Consider the following 17,742-nt stretch of genomic DNA (forward strand, 5'->3'; position numbering starts at 1 on the left):
ATGAACAATGGATGTCGCGCTCTGCCCATGCTGCCGACCGGCCCTCTTATGATGGGCTCGGCTACTGCTTGAAGCAATGCTGCCGGTGCCATTGTAAAAAATGCGGATGAGGGCGATCTGATGACCTTCTTGGCTCGATCGCACGGCCGGACTTGTTGATGACCGATCGAACTCCTTCCGGGTCGTTTGTCTGGCGCGAGATCAAAATTTCCAAATTATCGGAGAGGCTGATCAAACCACGATCGAACATCCAGTGAGCGGTACCAGATAGAGCAATCCCATTGCTCACGATGTCTGGCCCGTTCGCCTCCACGGGCCGAATATGCGCCGCCGCTACTTCTGCGCGGCCCATTCCATTAATGAGCTTCAACCCGGTAATGGCACAGCGCTCGTCGTAGGCGCGAAGGACGACCCGACGAAAAACGCGGTCGCGTAAGACTCTCGATACCGTCAGGCTGACACGATCACGCTGCTGCTCAAATATGAACGGCGCCTGCTCTCTTTCGTCAAGTTGAGACGATCGTACATCGGCATCGACACGGGGTAGCATCGGTGCGCCCTCCGCAAAACCGAGTTCGAGGATCCGATTGAAATCGTCTGCCGAGATTCGACGGACCGCCGACTGAGCACGTCCCGAAATTCGTCCCTGCTCATTCAGTACCCCGCGCTCAACGGGACCATCTGCTCCCTTGAAGGCGACCGGATTGGCAAAATCGAGATAGCTTCCGGGTTCGATCAGGGCGAGGTACATGCCTGGAGTGCCGGGATCGGGGATAACTTGCTGAACCCGGGCGATCGCAAAATAGCCGCGCGTCTCGGCGACCTTGCTTGGCTCGTAATAGATAATCCAGTTGCCAATACAGGGTTCGACGCGACTAAGATACTGGCCGGGAAACTGGTACTGTTCAGCCGGGCTGTCATCATAGATCGAGTCCGATCGATGGATGAATACCCCAAAGCTCATGATCTATGCCGCGCCGCCTCTCCGGAAAGTAACGACCTAAAGCAGTGATGCTGACTGGGAGCCCCTACTCCCACTCAATCATTTCGAACGGCATTTCGTCGTTGATTCGCAAGCATAAATCTTCAAATCTGACGGCAAATGCCGAAGGTATATCCGCCGCAATTTTTCGGTCTTGAATTCACAGGAAAATTCGAGCCGCTCGTGATGCTGGCGACCCCGGTACCTGTCGGAGTCCATCGACTGATCAGGTCGCCTACTTAGGCACGACTGCGATACTCACATCAGCGCGGGATATTTACAAATTCCGTCAAGAACAGACTAGACCGCGACGGAGGGCTATCCATCGTGCACCAGTCCGTTTTTCGCCAGGAGCTGCCTCCCCGCAAAGTCACAGTTTGACGCAAGGTGGACCTCGGAACGTACCCGGGCGCGATGGTTCTGATTCGCGCACCGTTGCGGATACCCTACGGAGCTGATCTGGTGAGTGTTCTCGTTCGTTCCTGGCGTATCGCTTCGGGGACAAGTTTGAAACAGTCAGAGGAACTTCGGAAGCTCCGCCGACTATCGCCGTCAGGCAGCACGAGGCGACCTTTCTCAGAGAAAGACCGCTGTACTTAGAACAAATGCTAACAGCCTCACAGCGCTCGCAAACCAATGCGATATATTGGCAGCATCAAAGCAGAAGAGACGGTAGAGGATGTCACGCTTTGGGCCCGTAGCTCACCTTCAAGGCGATGCCCACCAACGGCTGTTTCTGACCCAAGGGAGACCTATGAGATCTATTTCGGAAACAGCTTGTCGCGAATGTAGCGCGAGGTTGGAGTCAATTTCAGCCCGCGCGGCTTGCGCCATTCCGCTCGGTCGAGCTCCTTCTTGTCGCCGATCTTCAAGGGACCCGAGGCCTTTTTGCCCAGGAAGATCGCATCGCTCATCCTCCGGCCGGACCTGCGGTTCTTGCCGTTGACTTCCTTCCACAGCCTCAACTCGCCAAGCCTGAGCTGGGGCAGCTCCTCCATGATCTCGCGATGGAGGCACTTCCTCTCGCTCTCGCCGGCCCGCCTGCGGCCGCCCGGAAACATCCAGCGCTTGTCGCGCCGCCGCCTGACCAGGAGCACCCTGCCCTTCCTCGCGACCACAAGCTTTGATGATTTCGCCATGCTTTAGTCCGCCAGCTCGATCCCGAGAGGTTGGTGGTCCGAAGCATCTGTTTCCGCGTTGGCCTCGATGCTGCGCACGCGACTGACCAGATCCTCCGTGACGAAGATGAAGTCGCGACAGTCCGGCCCGTCGGCCCATTGCGCGCGATCAAAGATCCCGCATGTCGGCGCCCGCGGGCGACCCGGACGATTGGCGGTCCACGCATCCCGATAATTCAAGCCGGGCCTGCTGGCGCGGTCGATCAGGGCGTGCTGGGGATCGGCGACGTCGAAATTGAAATCGCCGCACATCAGGCTCGACGCTGCGACGGTCTGGCTCCCATATGGCTCATCGTGCCGGGAGCTGGCCTGCCTGGGGCTCCCCGACGCGTCTTGTTGCAGATCCAGCAGCCGCGTGATCTGCGCAAGACGCTGATCGGCCGAATGAAACTCGAGATGCGTGTTGACGATGCGAACCGCGCCAAACGAGGCCTGAACCGTCACCTCCAGGGCGTGACGGCGCATGCTGCGCACACCACCTGCGCCCGGAAACGGCAGGAGGTGATTGGCGATCTGCAACACCGGCAATCGCGACAGTGTCATGTTGCCGAAGCAGTGAAGGCGGCCCGCGCGATCTATCGTCTCGATCGCCGGCCGGAATATCGCGCAGTAGCCGGGCAGCAAGGCTGCGAGCTGGGCGCTCTGATCCGCGCTATCGCCAAATCTCGAAAAATTCACGCTCACTTCCTGGAAGCAGAACACGTCCGCATCGAGCGTCCGCCTAGCCACCGCAACGATCCTGGAGAGATCGGTGACGCCGTCGCACCCCTTGCCGCACTGTATGTTCCAGGTGAGAAGCCGCATTAACGGATACCTGCACGCATGAATGACTGAACGAACTGGCGCTGGAACAACAGGAATGCAATCAGCAACGGCGCCATCGTCATGACGGTGGCGGCTGTGATCACCGACCAGTCCACGCCAGTTTCAGGCGCGCCGAACACGGCGAGACCCACCGTGAGCGGCCGCGCTTCCACCGAATTCGTCACGATCAGCGGCCACAGGAAGTTGTTCCAGTGATAGCTGACGGAGACGAGGCCGAAGGCGACATAAGTGGGGCGTGCCAACGGCACATAGACCCGCCAAAGGATCACCAGCGGGCCTGCTCCCTCGACCCGGGCGGCTTCGACCAGCTCCTGAGGCACGCTCTTGAAAGTCTGCCGCAACAGGAAGATACCAAAGGCGCTCGCCAGATAAGGCAGCGCGATGGCAGGGATCGTATCGAGCAATCCCAGCCTGGCGATCGCGCGGTAGTTCTCGACGATGAGGACGTCGGGCATGATCATGAGCTGGAGCAGCACGAGCGCGAACGCAATGCCGCTTCCCTTGAACTTGAAGCGCGCAAAGGCATAGGCAGCCAGCGTCGACAGGATCAGCTGGCCGACCAGGACGAACGTCACAAGCACGATCGTGTTCAGATAGTAGCGGGCGAACGGCGCCTGCTTCCAGGCCCGCGCGAAATTCTCCAGCGTCCAGGGCGCGGACAGGCTGAACGAGGTGGCGTAGGCCGCCGGATGCAGCGCGCTCCAGAAGGCATAGGCCAAGGGGGCGAGCCAGATCAAAGCCAGAAGCCATGCCGCGACGGCCTCTACGGGGTGTGTCCGGCCTCTCATTGGTAGTGGATCCTGCGATCGAGATAGCCGAACTTGAGCAGAGCAATCCCGCTCAGCAGCATCAGAAGCACGACCGTCAGCGTTGCCGCGTAGGAAGAATCCTGGAACGTGAAGGCGACCTCATAGATGTAATAGAGCAGCAGCGTGCTGGCGTTGTTCGGACCGCCCTTGGTCATGATGACCAGATGGTCCACCAGCTTGAACGAGTTGATGACGGCATTGATGGCCACGAACAGCGTGGTCGGCATCAACAGCGGGAACGTGATGCGGCGGAACGTGTACCACCGGCTTGCGCCCTCGATGGAGGCGGCTTCTTCGAGGTCCGGCGAGAGCTGTTGCAGCGCTGCCAGATAGAAGATCATGAAGAAGCCGGCTTCCTTCCAGATCACCATCACGATCAGGCAGCCCATCACCGTCGAGGGATCGCCGAGCCAGTTCCAGCCGCCGAGGCCGAACAGCCCGCGCAGCTGATCGAGCGCGCCGTAATCCGGCGTGTAGAAGAACAGCCAGATGTTGGCGACGGCGATCATCGGCAGCACCGTCGGTGTGAAGTACGCCAGCCGGAGAAAGCCGCGGCCGCGCATGTTGCGATTGACCCAGACCGCCATGATCAGGGCGAGCGCGATCGACGTCGGGATCGTGCCGAGTGCGAACCAGAAATTGTTGACCAGCGCCTTCCAGAAGATCGGATCGGCCGCCAAGGCCCGGTAGCTGTCCGTCCCGACGAAGACCTCGCTGCCGTTCCGCTTGGTGATGAACAGCGAATGCCGGATCGTCGCCAGGATCGGCCAGTGCGTGAAGGCAACCAGCAGCACCGCCGCCGGCAACAGCAGCAGCCACGCATTCACGGCATTCCACCACGCCTGCGACCGGGCGCGGCGTTCGGGGATTGGCGATGAGGCGGCGAGATCGGTCATCTTGGAGCCGGCGGGATGGCGGCGAACCGCCACCCCGCCACGTCCCTTGCTTTGCGACTACTTGGCGGCGCGCAGCACGCGGTCGGACTGCGCCTGCGCGGCAGCCAGCGCTTCCTGCGGCTTCTGCGAGCCCGTGACCGCGGCCTGCACGGCATCATTCACGAACTTGTAGATGCGGCCGTTTTCGTGGACGGACAGCTCCGGCACGGCATGCTCGAGCTGATCGCGCGCGACGGTCGCCTGCGGGAAGCCCTTGGCGTAGTCTTCCATCGCCTTGGTCTTGTAGGCGGCCGGCGACACCGCGACGTAGCCGGTCTTCATGCTCCATTCCGCCGCACGCTCGGGCGCCGTCATCCACTGGATGAACTTGACGGCGGCCTTCTGCTGCTCGGCCGAAGCGTTCTTGAAGATGTAGAAACTGCCGCCGCCGGTCGGCGACCCCCGCCGCTCCTTGGCCGGCAGCATGGCCACGCCGAACTGGAATTTTGCGGCGTCCTTGACGGCCGTGAGGTTACCCGTCGTGTGCCACATCATCGCCGTCTTGCCTTCGAGGAAGTCGGTGCGGAGCGTCGCCCAGTCGATGCTGCCGGTCGGCATGACGTTGTGCTTGCGCGACAGATCGACCCAGTAGTCGAGCGCGCCGACCGTCTTCGGCGCGGTAAGGTACACCTCGGTGCCGGCCTCGTTCATCATCTTCTGGCCGTTCTCGATGGTGAGCGCCTGCAGCATCCAGTAACCGTAGCCGGTCGTCGGGATCTCGACGCCCCAACGCGTCGTGTTGGCGCCCTCCTTCTTGACCAGCTTCTTCGACATCTCGACCATTTCGTCCCAGGACGCCGGCGCCTTCTCGGGATCGAGGCCGGCTTCCTTGAAGGCGTCCTTGTTCCAGTACAGCACGATGGTCGAACGCTGGAACGGGATGCTCCAGGTCTTGCCGTCCACCTGGCCGTTGGCCATGAATGCGGGATAGAATTCCTTGAACCAGGCCTTGTCGCCGACGAGGTCGTCAAACGGCACGATCGCGTTCTCGTCCATCAACGTGAACACGTCGGTCGACAACAGCACCGACAGTTGCGGCGGCTGCCCGCCCTTCATCGCGGTCATCGCCTTGGTCATCGTGTCCGTGTAGTTGCCGGCATAGACCGCCGTCACCTTGACGTCCGGATTGTCCTTCTCGAAGCTCGAGACCATGTCGTCGATGATCTTGGTGACGGGGCCGCCAACCGCGACCGGATAGTACATGGTCAGATCCACCGCGGCAGCGGGACGTGCCCCCATCGAGAGCACGGCAAGTGCGGCTGCCATCAACATCGTTCGTCGCGCAAACATCTCTCTCTCCCTCTGTAATCCGCCGAGCGCCTGAAGCCACCGCTGCTATCCAGCAGAGGTCGCCAGCCGGCCCTCCCTGGCAGAAGTTTCCAATCGGCATTCCGTAGCCGGATCGAACCGATGCTCGTGACCGGCCTCCCAGGCCAGCCGGACATCCTCGCCGGGCTGAACCTTGCTGAACCCGTCGAGCCGCACCGAGATCGGCTGACCGTCGATGTCGCACAGCACGATGCTGTCGGCTCCGAGATGCTCGACGGCCTTGACCCGCGCGGCATGATCGCCACCGGGCACGATGCGAATGTGCTCCGGCCGGATGCCGATCAGATGATCGCCCTGACGCACCAGGTTCATCGGCGGTGTGCCGATGAAACGCGCCGTAAACGCCGTCGCCGGCCTGTTGTAGAGCTCTTCCGGCGAGCCGTTTTGCTCGATACGGCCATCGCGCATCAGGACGACGCGGTCCGCCATCGTCATGGCTTCGGTCTGATCGTGGGTCACGTAGACCATCGTCATGCCAAGGCGCTGCTGCAGCGCGCGGATTTCCGTTCGCATCTCGTGCCGCAGCTTGGCGTCCAGGTTGGACAGCGGCTCGTCCATGAGACAGACCCGCGCCTCGGCGATGATGGCGCGTCCCAGCGCGACGCGCTGGCGCTGCCCTCCCGACAATTGCGACGGCTTGCGATCGAGCAGATGCGCGAGACCAACGATGTCGGCGACGCGACGAAGCCGGGCGTCGCGTTCGGCGCGCGACACCCGCCGCACGCGCAGGCCGAAAATGATATTCTCGGCCACGCTCAAATGCGGGAACAGCGCATAGGACTGGAAGACCATGGAGATCTTCCGGTCCGCCGGCGACAGGCGGGTCACGTCCACGCCGCCGATCGCGATCGTGCCGGCATCGGCCTCCTCGAGCCCCGCGATCAGCCGCAACGTGGTCGACTTGCCGCAGCCGGACGGCCCCAGGAGCACCAGCAGCGAGCCCTCGTCCGCCGTCAGACTGATGTCATCGACGGCGCGCATCGCGCCCCACGACTTGGAGACATGATTCAGCGTAATCGCCGACATGGCCGGTTCGCTCTCAGCATGATGCAGCGACGCTGATGGCGGCTCGCTCCAACGGAGCAGCACAGTGCCGGTCAAAGACCAGTACATGCGTCCTCCCTCGAGCCACGCGCATTCATCGGCGTAGCAACTATTATGTTCATATGAACATAATGTGACACCATATGAAACAGAAAATTGCGTCTTGGCCGTTCAAATGATACTTTTGTCGCGAACGGAGGGCTCATGGCCAGGAGCGCCACGACACGTCAGGTCCACATACTGGAGATCGTGCGCGAGCAAGGCTTCGCTTCCATCGAGCAGCTTGCGGCGCGTTTCGAGGTGACCCAGCAGACCATCCGCCGCCTTGTGAATGCGCTCTGCGACCAGGGATTGCTTCGGCGCGTGCATGGTGGGGTCAGCCTCCCCGTCCAGAATCAGAACCTCGCCTACAGCAGCAGACACAGGCTGAACGCCGAAGCCAAGCGGCGGATCGCGCATGCGACCGCCAAACTCATTCCGGACGGGACGTCGCTGATGATCGGGCTCGGCACGACGCCCGAATATGTCGCGCAAGCACTTTCCCGTCGACGGGATCTGCGGGTGATCACCAACAGCCTGAACGTGGCCGCAGCCTTCTCGCATAATCCGGACGTGGAGATCACTATCGCCGGCGGCACGCTGCGGCCGCTCGACCGCGACATCATTGGCGAGGCCGCCGTGCATTTCTTCTCGGGATTTCGCGCCGACTTCGGAATCTTCGGCGTCGGCGGCGTCGATGCGGACGGCTCGCTGCTCGACTTCCATGTCGATGAAGTCAAGGCACGCCAATCCATCGCCGCCAATTCACGAACGTCCGTGCTCGTGGCCGACATCACCAAATTCGGGCGCAATGCAACGGTTCGCGGCGGCCACCTCGACGATTGCCACCATCTCGTTATCGACGACCGATTGCCGGCAGCGTTCGAGCTGAGCGCACAGCGATATAGCGGCCAGATCCATACGGCCGGCGACGCTCGCGCAGATTTCGAACTCCTCGGCGATATCTAGCCGGCAACTGCATCTCATCGCTGCTCGGCCCGATCGCGCCTCCAGGAGGCGAGGTCCGCAGTCGTTCCGCGCTCCGCGCCAAATGGCCGGAGGACACCCAATTTGTCGCGGTTGACTTGTTATAACATTTGGGCAAATGTCCTAACTAACGGGAAATATTAATCCGGATTTTCGGGAGGACCGCATGCCGTCATTCACGCCGACGCGACGAACGCTACTCAAGACCGGAACCGCAGCCGCCGCTTTCGCGACGCTTGGTCCGGCCTTTCTCCGGCAAGCTGCCGCGCAGGACGCCGACCTTGCGCCTTACAAATCCGCTCAGATCGACTGGCAGCAGGTGTCCGGCGAGTCCATCACGGTCGCCGTGATCCCGGCGAGCTATTTCGAAAACCTCATTGCACTGGCGCCGCAGTTCAAGGCGCTCACCGGCATCGACGTTCGCTTCGAGAAGATTCCGCCGGCGCAGATCCGGCAGAAGAGCGTCATCGACCTGACCTCGAAGACCGGCACCTACGCGACCCACGCCGCCGATCCCATGTATTACGCGCTCTATGCCGCGAACAAATGGGTCGAGCCGCTCGACACTTACCTTGCCGACAAATCGCTGACCGATCCGGCCTGGTTCAAGCTCGACGACATCATTCCGGCCTGGCGCAGCGCCAACGGCATCGACGGCAAGCTCTATGGCATGCCCTATGACGGCGAAGTCACCATTCAGGTCTATCGCAAGGACCTCTATGACGCGAAGGGCCTGAAGCCGGCCGACACGCTAGAGGCCTACATGTCCAATGCCGCGGCGTTGAACACACCGAACGATCGCGTCTGGGGCGCAGCGTTGCGCGGCGTCGCCGGTGCTGGCCAGAACATGTACATCTATCCGTCGATCTTCCGCGAGTTCGGCGGCGACTGGATGAAGGGCGGCAAGCTCACCGTCAATGGCCCCGAGGCCGAGGCGGCGCTCGCCTGGTACGTCGACATCATGAAGAAATACGCGCCGACCGCGGCGGCGAACTGGAACTGGCCCGATATCGCCGACGCCTTCTCGCAAGGCACCGTCGCCAGCTACATCGACGCACATTCATCGGCTTCGGTCATCAACAATCCCGAAAAATCCAAGGTGATTGGTAAGGTCGCCTATGCGCGCTGGCCCAAGGGCCCCTCGGGCAAGCGCACAACGTCGATCTGGAACTGGGGCTTCCCGATCAATTCCGCACTGCCGGAGAAGAAGCGCAAGGCGACCTGGCTGTTCATCCAATGGGCCGCGAGCGCTGAGACCCAGGCGCGCACCGCGCACAAGTTCGCCGGTCCCACCAAACGCTCGGGCGTCAACCGCACCTCGGTGTGGAAGGATCCCGACTACATCAAGCTGATGAACGGCTTTGGCGAAAACTTCGTCGAGGCTACGATGGGGGCCCTGCAGGACGACACCGACGTCGACTGGCGTCCGCGCGTGCCGCAATGGCCGGCGATCGGTGACACCATGGCGACCGCGATCCAGTCGGCCCTCTCCGGCCAGGTCACGATCAAGGCCGCGCTGGACGATGCGCAGCGCCGCATCGAACCGATGATGCGCGGCTGAGCCATGGCGACGACAGCGGTGACATCGGCCGGGATCGCGAGCGAGGCGCCTCGCAGCGATTTCGGCCACGTCCTGGCGCAGCGCGAGCGCCGGTTCGCAGCAGCCCTGCTCGCACCGGCGTTTCTTGCGCTGCTCGCCACGACGACGTTTCCGCTGCTCTTCCTAGTCTATACCAGTGCGTTCCGGATGGATCTGGCGATGCCGTTCACCAACGGCTTCGTCGGATTCGAGAACTACCAGGTGCTGCTCTCCGACGAGCGCTTCTGGACCTCGCTGCTGGTGAGCCTCGTCTATACCGGCTCGACCGTCGCGCTGCAGGTCATCATTGGCCTCGCGCTCGCCTTGCTGGTCATGGACATGAAGCGTGGCCAGGGCTGGTTCAGGGTCATCGCCATCCTACCCGTGGTGCTGTCGCCGGCCGTGGTCGGAATGATCTGGCGCACCTTCATGCTGGCGCCGGAATTCGGAATCGTGGACTTCCTCGCCATCAATGCCGGCCTCGGCAGCAAGAACTGGCTCGGCGATCCCACGCTCGCGATGGTCTCGGTGATCGCGATCCACACCTGGCAGTGGACGCCGTTCGCGTTCATGGTGCTGCTGGCATCGCTCGCCTCGCTGCCCGAAGACATCTACGAGGCGGCGCGGCTCGACCGCGCCTCCGCCTGGCAACGTTTTCGCCGCATCACCCTGCCATTGCTGCGCCCGGCGATCGTCATGGTCATCATCATGCGGACCATGGTGGCGCTGACCGCGTTCGCGGCGATCTTCACCGTCACCGCCGGCGGCCCCGGCACGGCGACCGAGATCCTCAATCTCTATGCCTATCGGAAATCCTTCACCGAGCTGTCGATCGGCTACGGTTCGGCGCTCGCGGTCGCGCTCCTGGTCGTGACCATCATCATCTCCGGCATCCTGTTCGCGATGCGGAGGGCGAAATGACCGCCAAGCGCCTCCGCATCATGGCCCTGCTGGCGATCTCCACGGTCTTCCTGCTCGCCTGGGCGTTTCCGATCGTCTGGAGCGTCATGAATTCACTCAAGACCGATTCCGACGTGCTGGCCTATCCGCCCAAGCTGGTGTTCACGCCGACGTGGGACGCCTATCGCGACGTTTTGTTCGGCTCGGGATCGATCCTGCCGAACCTGCTCTCCAGCGTCATCATCTCCGTCGGCACCACCGTGGTCACCATGCTGATGGCGGTGCCCGCGGCCTATGCGCTGGCGCGCCTGCGCTTTCGCGGCAAGAAGTTCGCGGGCTTCTACGTGCTGGCCACGCAGATGCTGCCGCCGGTCGGCATCATCATCCCCTACTTCCTGGTGCTGCGGAACATCGGCTGGATCGACACCTATCAGGGCATCATCCTGATCTATCTGTCGTTCTCCCTGCCCTTCGCGATCTGGCTGCTGGTCTCCTATTTCGAGGACATTCCTTTCGAGATGGAGGAAGCCGCCTATCTCGACGGCGCCAGCCGATTGAAGACGCTGTGGCGGATCATCATTCCGCAGGTCCGGGGCGGCATCGCCGTGACGATCGTGTTCGTGTTCCTCAATGCGTGGAACGAATTCCTGTTCGCCGTCGTGCTCAGCGGCAACACGGTGCGTCCGGTCACGGTCGCCATGTTCAATTTCGTCTCCGTCGAGCAGACGCTGTGGGCCAAGCTCGCCGCGGTCTCGGTTCTCGCCATGCTGCCTGTCGTCGTCCTCGGCGTGGTCGCGCAGAAGCATATCGTGAAGGGCCTGACGGTCGGTGCAGTCAAGGGCGGAGGACGCCGATGAGCGGCCAGGGTCAGGTCAGTTTTCGCAACATCGTCAAGATGCACGGCGAGTTCGCCGCTCTGAAGGGCGTCAATTTCGACATCAGGCCGGGCGAGTTCTTCGCGCTGCTCGGCCCGTCCGGCTCGGGCAAGAGCACGACGCTGCGCATCCTCGCAGGTTTGGATGCACCAACCGCCGGCCGCGTGCTGATCGACGACAAGGACGTCACCTCGACCGATGCGCGGGACCGCGACATCGCCATGGTATTCCAGAGCTACGCGCTCTACCCGCACATGACGGTGGCGGAGAACATCGCCTTCCCGCTGGAGATGGCCAAGCTGCCGAAGGCCGAGATCACGCCCGCAGTGAAGGACGCGGCGCGCAAGGTGAAGATCGACCATTTGCTCGACCGCAAGCCGGGCCAGCTCTCGGGCGGCCAGCAGCAGCGTTGCGCGCTGGCCCGCGCCATCGTGCGCAAGGCTCGCCTGTTCCTGCTCGACGAACCGCTCTCGAACCTCGATGCAAAGCTGCGGCTGGAAACCCGCGCCGAGTTGAAGAAGCTGCAGCGCTCGCTCGGCGTCACCGCGGTCTACGTCACCCACGACCAGGAAGAGGCCATGACCCTTGCGGACCGCATGGCGGTGTTCATGTCGGGCGAAATTCAGCAGGTCGGCACGCCCGCGGAGGTGTTCGCCCGCCCGAACTCGATCGACATTGCCGGCTTCATCGGCAATCCCCCGATGAACCTCGTCCCTGCCCGCTACGTGGATGGCGACGTCATCATCGCAGGCCATCGTCTCAAGACGACGGCCACGACCGCGGGTGAGCGCGACGTGGTGGTCGGGCTTCGGCCCGGCGCTCTCCGCATGACGGAGGGGGGCCTCGGCGCGCGCGTCGACCTGATCGAGGATCTCGGCGATACCGCCGTGCTCGACCTCGACTGCGCCGGCACCATGATCCGCATGCGCGTCGCCGACGGCAACATTCCCGGCGAGGGCGACACGATCTCGATCACGGCCCGACCGCAAGACATTCATCTGTTCGATCCAGCAACGCGCATGCGGCTCTGACACCATGGCTATTCAAACACGCAAGAAGAAGGCCGCGCCGCTCGGCAGCGATGTCGTTGCGGAAGGCTCGACGCCCCTGCATATCCAGATCCGTGAATCCATTCGCAGCCAGGTGCGCGACGGTAAGTTGATCGACGGGACCGGCCGCCTGATGACCGAGGCCGAACTCGGCCGCCATTTCGGCGTCAGCCGCATTACCATCCGCAACGCCATAGCCCCCCTCGTGAACGAAGGCATGTTCGACCGCTCGCGCGGCCGCGGCACCTTCCTGCGCTCGAACCAGCCCGAGAACTGGGTCGGCCACCTCATGGGCTTTTCGGAAACTATCCGCGATGCCGGCTACCAGGCCGGCGCCACGATCCTGCAGCAGGGCATGACCAACCGGCACGACGCCGCCGTTCGCGAGCAGCTGCGCGAGCGCGCCGTCTGGCAGCTCCGGCGCTTGCGGCTCGCGGACGACACGCCGATCGCCATCGAGCACGCCTTCTATCCCCCGGATATCGGTCTCGAGCTCGAGAAGCGCGATCTGGTCTCGATCATCATGTACCGCGTCTTCGAGGACGAGCTTGGCCTCGCCATCAAGGACGCCCAGCAGACCATCAGCGCCGACCTCGCCGACGCCGGCAGCGCCAAGCTGCTGGGGGTCAAGGTCGGCTCGCCCCTGCTCTCCATCGAGCGCGTTACTTTCGGCAAGGACGGACGGGCGCTCGAGCTGCTGCGCGCCGTGTACTTGCCGAAATATTTCCGCCTCAGCATCAGCCTGACGCGCCGCCACTAGCAACGACACACGTCGAGAACGAGGACACAAACATGCCGAATGGCGCAAAGACCCCCGATAGCCCCAACATCCTGCTCATCCTCAACGACGACATGGGCTTTTCGGACATCGGGTGTTACGGCGGCGAAATCCAGACGCCGAACCTCGACCGCCTCGCGGCGAATGGCTTGCGCTATTCGCAGTTCTACAACACCGCACGCTGCAGCCCGTCGCGCGCCTCGCTGCTCACCGGCCTGCATCCGCACCAGACCGGCATCGGCATCCTCACCTACAGCAACGGCCCGGAAGGCTATGCCGGCAATCTGAACAAGAGCTGCGTGACGATCGCCGAAGCCCTGAAGAGCAGAAACTACACGTCCTACCTCAGCGGCAAATGGCACATCGCCAGCAGCCTGACGGAGCCGACCGACGCATGGCCTATGCAGCGCGGCTTCGACCACTTCTACGGCACCATCATCGGCGCCGGCTCGTTTTACCATCCCAACACGCTCACCCGCGGCAACGACAATATCGAGGACGAGGCGGTGAAGGATCCCTCGTTCTTCTACACCGATGCGATCAGCGATCAGGCTGCCGCCTTCATCCGCCAGCACAAGGCGCAGAAGCCCGACGCGCCATTCTTCCAGTACGTCGCCTATACGGCGCCGCATTGGCCGCTTCATGCCCATGACGAGGACATCGCCAAGTACAAGGGCCGCTTCGATGCGGGCTGGGACAGGCTGCGCGAGGAGCGCCTCAAGCGCCTGGTCGACGACGGCATCATCCATCCGAACTGGCGCCTGACCGATCGCGATCCGACCCAACCGCCGTGGACCGACGCGGAGCAGCGCGAATGGACGCTGCGCTGCATGGAGGTCTACGCGGCCCAGATCGACCGCATGGACCAGGGCATCGGCCGCATCCTGAAGGCGCTGGACGAGACCGGCCAGATGGACAACACGCTGATCATCTTCCTCTCCGACAACGGCGCCTGCGCCGAGGACATTCCGGAAGGCGTCACGGCAAAGGAGCTGGTCGACCAGCTCATGATCGCGCAGGCGAAGACGCGCGACGGCAGACCGGTGCGCTTCGGCAATGACCCGACCCTGATGCCCGGCGCCGAGGACACCTACCAGAGCTACGGCACCGCCTGGGCCAACCTCTCCAACACGCCGTTCCGTCTCTACAAGCACTGGATCCACGAAGGCGGCATCGCAACCCCGTTCATCGTACACTGGCCGCGCGGCATTTCCGAGAGAGGCGGCCTGCGGCACAATCCGAGCCAGCTCACCGACGTGATGGCGACCATCCTCGACGTCACCGGCGCCACCTATCCCAAGGAGTATAACGGCAACGCCATCCTTCCCTGCGAAGGCGAGAGCCTGGTGCCGTCATTCGCCTCGGCGTATGGCAACCGTGGCCCGCTGTTCTGGGAGCACGAGGGCAACGCCGCCGTTCGCGTCGGCAAGTGGAAGCTGGTGCGGAAGTATCCCGGCCCCTGGGAGCTCTACGACATGGAGACGGACCGCACCGAGATGAACGATCTCGCCGCGCAGCATCCGGATCGCGTCCGCGAGATGACGGCGCAGTATCAGCAATGGGCCAATCGCTGCGGCGTGATCCCGCGCGAGAAGATTCTGGAGTTGATGAAGGCGGAAGGCGGCACAGCCTTCTGGGAGGAAGAGAAGCAGAAATAGGGCATGACCGGGGATCGCTCACACTGTTGCACTCGGCGCGCCGCCGGCAGCGGGCCGGCGACGGGCGAGGATGCGCAAGCGGCGATCACTCCCAGTTCAACTCCGATCCTGCGCCGCTGGAGCTCGCTGATCGGCGGAACCTTCCACATGGGATCCGCCGGCATCGGCTTCGTCGCGGACGGCGAAGGCCCGGTACGGCTGGTGACGTTGTCGCCGTTTGCCATTGCCTGCCACGCCGTGAGCAATCTGCAATTCGGCGACTTCGTCCGGGCCACGGGCTACACGACGGACGCCGAACGCTACGGCTGGAGCTTTGTCTTCGACGGGCTGTTGCCAGAAGAGACACGTGCGGCCCGCACGACGCGCGTTCAGGAAACGCCATGGTGGGTCCCGGTGACGCGCGCCTATTGGGCGCAGCCGGAAGGACCCGCGAGCAACATCCTGGACAGGCTCGATCATCCCGTCGTCCACGTCTCCTGGAACGACGCACAGGCCTATTGCCGATGGTCCGGCACGCGCATGCCGACCGAGGCGGAATGGGAGATGGCCGCGCGCGGCGGGCTGGACCGGGCCACCTACCCCTGGGGCGACGAGCTGAAGCCCGGCGGCGAGCATCGCTGCAATATCTGGCAGGGCAACTTTCCCGACCGCAACACCGTGGATGATGGCTATTTCGGTACGGCGCCGGTTCACAGTTTCTTCCCCAACGGATATGGCCTGCACAATGTCGCCGGAAACGTCTGGGAATGGTGCGAGGACTATTTTTCGCCGAGCTATCACCGCCTCACGCCATCGCGAGATCCCTTGAACCGCGAGCCTGCTCCCAACCGGTCGATGCGCGGCGGATCCTTCCTCTGCCACGAATCCTACTGCAATCGCTACCGCGTCGCGGCGCGAAGCTCCAACACGCCCGACTCCGCGTCCAGCAATATCGGCTTCCGCGTCGTGCGCACCGAACCGCTGCGGGATCCGGCCTAGGATGGCGTCGGCATCACATCCTGCGAAGCCGGCCGCGGCTCCCGGCATCCGCCTGCTGCCGTTGTTCCTGCGCAACTTCGTGCGCAATCGCGAGACCGGCCTTGTGCTGGTCGCGATCGTCGTCGGGCTGCTCAGTGGCGTGCTGGTGGCTGCGATCTCGAGCCTCAGCCAGGTTTCTCACGCCCTGCTGTTCGACATTCCTTTCGATGCACATCTCAGCGCCACCGGCGTGATTTCCTGGCAGCGCACGCTGCTCGTGCCGATGATCGGCGGCCTGGTGCTCGCGCTGATCGGACTGTATTTCGCCCGGCGCGTGAAGGGACAGCAGCTCGCCGACGCAATCGAGGCCAATGCGCTCTATGGCGGCCGGGTGTCCTTTCGCGGCAGCCTGCTGATCTCGATCCAGACGCTGCTGTCCAACGGGTTCGGCGGATCGGTCGGTCTGGAGGCCGGCTATACCCAGATTTGCTCGATGTTCGGCTCCCATGTCGGCCAGCGCCTGGCTGCCCGTCGCAACGACATGCGGCTGCTGGTGGCCTGCGGCGCCGCGGGAGCGATCAGCGCCGCATTTTCCGCACCGCTCGCGGGCGCCTTCTACGCCTTCGAGGTCGTGCTCGGCGCCTATACGTCCGCCGGTCTCGTGCCCGTCATCGCCAGCGCCGTCACCGCATGGCTCGTCGCGCGGCAATTGACGCACCAGTCCTTCCTGATGGTGCCTGGATTTCCCTCGCCGGTTTCCGTCGAAATGATCGGGCAGACGGTGCTGATCGGCATCATCTGCGCTTTCGTCAGCATCCTCGTGATGCTCGCCGTCGCATTCTCCGAGCGCTGCTTTCAGCGCATCACGGTGTTCAAGGGCTTCCTGCGCCCAATTCTCGGCGGCCTCCTCCTCGGCGGCCTCGCCTTGCTGACGCCCACTGTGCTCGGCGCCGGTCACGGCGCGATGCAGATCCTGCTGGTCAGCAATCCGACCTGGCTTCTGCTCACGACCACGATCGTGTTCAAGATCCTCGCCTCCGCCATCTCGCTCGGCTCCGGCTTCCGCGGCGGCCTGTTCTTCGCCTCGCTGTTGCTGGGCGCGCTGATCGGGCAGCTCTACAGCATCGTGCTGACCGGCCCTCTTCCCACGCTGGCGCTTCAACCCGGCACGGCCGCCATCGCGGCGCTCGCCGCACTCGGGACGGGCGTCCTTGGCGCGCCGTTCAGCATGGTGTGTCTTGCGCTTGAGATCACCGGCGATTTCTCCGTCACCGTTGGAGCGGTGGTCGCGTCGTCGGTCTGCGCGCTGATCGTGCGCGAACTATTCGGGTACAGCTTCGCCACATGGCGCTTCCATCTGCGCGGCGAGGTGATCCGCGGCCCGCAGGACATCGGCTGGATACGGCAGATGAGCGCGGCTTCGCTGATGCGCACCGACTTCGAGAACGCGCTGACGACGATGCCGATCGGCGAGGCGCAAAAGCTGTTCTCGCCGGCACAGGTTCGCCAGATCGTGCTCCGCGATCCCAGCGGCATCTATGCGGGCATCGTGCCCGCCGCGACGCTGCATTCCGTCGCCAACCAGGACGACGAGCAACTGGGGTCACTGGCCCAGCAACAGGATGAGTGCCTGCTCCCGACCACGCCGGTGCGCGAGATCCTGAAGGCCTTTGAACGCAGCGAGGCCGATGTGCTCGCGGTCGTCGATCGCACCGATCATCGCGCGACGATCGGCACCTTAAGCGAATCCCACGTCCTGCGCACCTACGGGGAGGAGCTTGAGCGCCGGAACCAGGAATTGTTCTCGCGTTGAGAGGG

General features: G+C 63.3%; 16 protein-coding genes. 9 read left to right on the forward strand and 7 right to left on the reverse strand.

All coding sequences use genetic code 11. The annotated features are described in order from the left end of the window. Nucleotides 1-61 precede the first annotated feature (61 nt). The 7 genes from ML401_RS19940 to ML401_RS19970 form a co-directional block, all read right to left on the reverse strand. A complete protein-coding gene (locus tag ML401_RS19940; RefSeq protein WP_285806647.1) occupies nt 62-964 on the reverse strand; it encodes an HNH endonuclease in 903 nt (300 codons plus the stop codon). A gap of 779 nt (nt 965-1,743) precedes the next feature. After that, on the reverse strand, nt 1,744-2,121 hold the full coding sequence (locus tag ML401_RS19945) for an NUDIX hydrolase (RefSeq protein ID WP_285806648.1): 378 nt from the start codon (nt 2,119-2,121) through the stop codon (nt 1,744-1,746). Nucleotides 2,122-2,124: 3 nt separating this feature from the next. Then, nucleotides 2,125-2,964 (reverse strand): endonuclease/exonuclease/phosphatase family protein, encoded by an 840-nt coding sequence (locus ML401_RS19950; protein WP_285806649.1) that lies wholly within the window; start codon nt 2,962-2,964, stop codon nt 2,125-2,127. Further along, nucleotides 2,964-3,773, reverse strand: coding sequence for a carbohydrate ABC transporter permease (locus ML401_RS19955; RefSeq protein ID WP_285806650.1), 810 nt, complete (start codon nt 3,771-3,773; stop codon nt 2,964-2,966). Before ML401_RS19955 ends, ML401_RS19950 begins: the two co-directional genes overlap by 1 nt. Continuing rightward, nucleotides 3,770-4,690 (reverse strand): carbohydrate ABC transporter permease, encoded by a 921-nt coding sequence (locus ML401_RS19960; RefSeq protein WP_285812708.1) that lies wholly within the window; start codon nt 4,688-4,690, stop codon nt 3,770-3,772. The genes ML401_RS19955 and ML401_RS19960 overlap by 4 nt, the downstream gene beginning before the upstream one ends. 57 nt (nt 4,691-4,747) lie before the next feature. Beyond that, on the reverse strand, nt 4,748-6,001 hold the full coding sequence (locus ML401_RS19965) for an ABC transporter substrate-binding protein (RefSeq protein WP_285812709.1): 1,254 nt from the start codon (nt 5,999-6,001) through the stop codon (nt 4,748-4,750). 63 nt (nt 6,002-6,064) lie between these two features. Beyond that, complete coding sequence (locus ML401_RS19970; RefSeq protein WP_259211620.1) at nt 6,065-7,084, reverse strand: ABC transporter ATP-binding protein; 1,020 nt, start codon at nt 7,082-7,084, stop codon at nt 6,065-6,067. 222 nt (nt 7,085-7,306) lie between these two features. Between ML401_RS19970 and ML401_RS19975 the strand changes: the two genes are divergently transcribed. From ML401_RS19975 to ML401_RS20015, 9 genes are all read left to right on the forward strand, one after another. Continuing rightward, nucleotides 7,307-8,110 carry a DeoR/GlpR family DNA-binding transcription regulator gene (locus tag ML401_RS19975; protein WP_211417453.1) on the forward strand — a complete coding sequence of 268 codons (804 nt, stop codon included), beginning with the start codon at nt 7,307-7,309 and terminating at the stop codon, nt 8,108-8,110. Between the two features lie 184 nt (nt 8,111-8,294). Continuing rightward, a complete protein-coding gene (locus ML401_RS19980) occupies nt 8,295-9,689 on the forward strand; it encodes a sugar ABC transporter substrate-binding protein (RefSeq protein WP_212066011.1) in 1,395 nt (464 codons plus the stop codon). Between the two features lie 3 nt (nt 9,690-9,692). Beyond that, entirely contained in the window at nt 9,693-10,628 is a 936-nt protein-coding gene (locus ML401_RS19985; protein WP_211417455.1) for a carbohydrate ABC transporter permease, read from the forward strand. Beyond that, a complete protein-coding gene (locus ML401_RS19990) occupies nt 10,625-11,464 on the forward strand; it encodes a carbohydrate ABC transporter permease (protein ID WP_212066010.1) in 840 nt (279 codons plus the stop codon). Before ML401_RS19985 ends, ML401_RS19990 begins: the two co-directional genes overlap by 4 nt. Continuing rightward, nucleotides 11,461-12,513 (forward strand): ABC transporter ATP-binding protein, encoded by a 1,053-nt coding sequence (locus ML401_RS19995; protein ID WP_211417457.1) that lies wholly within the window; start codon nt 11,461-11,463, stop codon nt 12,511-12,513. Before ML401_RS19990 ends, ML401_RS19995 begins: the two co-directional genes overlap by 4 nt. 4 nt (nt 12,514-12,517) lie before the next feature. Beyond that, nucleotides 12,518-13,291 carry a GntR family transcriptional regulator gene (locus ML401_RS20000; protein ID WP_211417458.1) on the forward strand — a complete coding sequence of 258 codons (774 nt, stop codon included), beginning with the start codon at nt 12,518-12,520 and terminating at the stop codon, nt 13,289-13,291. Nucleotides 13,292-13,323: 32 nt separating this feature from the next. After that, on the forward strand, nt 13,324-14,967 hold the full coding sequence (locus tag ML401_RS20005; protein WP_212066007.1) for an arylsulfatase: 1,644 nt from the start codon (nt 13,324-13,326) through the stop codon (nt 14,965-14,967). A 147-nt stretch (nt 14,968-15,114) separates the two neighbouring features. Then, nucleotides 15,115-15,945 carry a formylglycine-generating enzyme family protein gene (locus ML401_RS20010; protein WP_376717286.1) on the forward strand — a complete coding sequence of 277 codons (831 nt, stop codon included), beginning with the start codon at nt 15,115-15,117 and terminating at the stop codon, nt 15,943-15,945. A gap of 1 nt (nt 15,946) precedes the next feature. Next, on the forward strand, nt 15,947-17,737 hold the full coding sequence (locus ML401_RS20015; RefSeq protein WP_285806652.1) for a chloride channel protein: 1,791 nt from the start codon (nt 15,947-15,949) through the stop codon (nt 17,735-17,737). Nucleotides 17,738-17,742 lie beyond the last annotated feature (5 nt).

The organism is Bradyrhizobium sp. 62B (genome assembly GCF_030272265.2).
Taxonomy (GTDB): domain Bacteria; phylum Pseudomonadota; class Alphaproteobacteria; order Rhizobiales; family Xanthobacteraceae; genus Bradyrhizobium.

What these genes read in the sequence shown, in the direction of transcription:
- ML401_RS19940 (WP_285806647.1), bottom strand. Translation starts at nt 964, where the DNA reads ATGAGCTTTGGGGTATTCATCCATCGATCGGACTCGATCTATGATGAC.
- ML401_RS19945 (WP_285806648.1), bottom strand. Translation starts at nt 2,121, where the DNA reads ATGGCGAAATCATCAAAGCTTGTGGTCGCGAGGAAGGGCAGGGTGCTC.
- ML401_RS19950 (WP_285806649.1), bottom strand. Translation starts at nt 2,964, where the DNA reads ATGCGGCTTCTCACCTGGAACATACAGTGCGGCAAGGGGTGCGACGGC.
- ML401_RS19955 (WP_285806650.1), bottom strand. Translation starts at nt 3,773, where the DNA reads ATGAGAGGCCGGACACACCCCGTAGAGGCCGTCGCGGCATGGCTTCTG.
- ML401_RS19960 (WP_285812708.1), bottom strand. Translation starts at nt 4,690, where the DNA reads ATGACCGATCTCGCCGCCTCATCGCCAATCCCCGAACGCCGCGCCCGG.
- ML401_RS19965 (WP_285812709.1), bottom strand. Translation starts at nt 6,001, where the DNA reads ATGTTGATGGCAGCCGCACTTGCCGTGCTCTCGATGGGGGCACGTCCC.
- ML401_RS19970 (WP_259211620.1), bottom strand. Translation starts at nt 7,084, where the DNA reads ATGTCGGCGATTACGCTGAATCATGTCTCCAAGTCGTGGGGCGCGATG.
- ML401_RS19975 (WP_211417453.1), top strand. Translation starts at nt 7,307, where the DNA reads ATGGCCAGGAGCGCCACGACACGTCAGGTCCACATACTGGAGATCGTG.
- ML401_RS19980 (WP_212066011.1), top strand. Translation starts at nt 8,295, where the DNA reads ATGCCGTCATTCACGCCGACGCGACGAACGCTACTCAAGACCGGAACC.
- ML401_RS19985 (WP_211417455.1), top strand. Translation starts at nt 9,693, where the DNA reads ATGGCGACGACAGCGGTGACATCGGCCGGGATCGCGAGCGAGGCGCCT.
- ML401_RS19990 (WP_212066010.1), top strand. Translation starts at nt 10,625, where the DNA reads ATGACCGCCAAGCGCCTCCGCATCATGGCCCTGCTGGCGATCTCCACG.
- ML401_RS19995 (WP_211417457.1), top strand. Translation starts at nt 11,461, where the DNA reads ATGAGCGGCCAGGGTCAGGTCAGTTTTCGCAACATCGTCAAGATGCAC.
- ML401_RS20000 (WP_211417458.1), top strand. Translation starts at nt 12,518, where the DNA reads ATGGCTATTCAAACACGCAAGAAGAAGGCCGCGCCGCTCGGCAGCGAT.
- ML401_RS20005 (WP_212066007.1), top strand. Translation starts at nt 13,324, where the DNA reads ATGCCGAATGGCGCAAAGACCCCCGATAGCCCCAACATCCTGCTCATC.
- ML401_RS20010 (WP_376717286.1), top strand. Translation starts at nt 15,115, where the DNA reads ATGGGATCCGCCGGCATCGGCTTCGTCGCGGACGGCGAAGGCCCGGTA.
- ML401_RS20015 (WP_285806652.1), top strand. Translation starts at nt 15,947, where the DNA reads ATGGCGTCGGCATCACATCCTGCGAAGCCGGCCGCGGCTCCCGGCATC.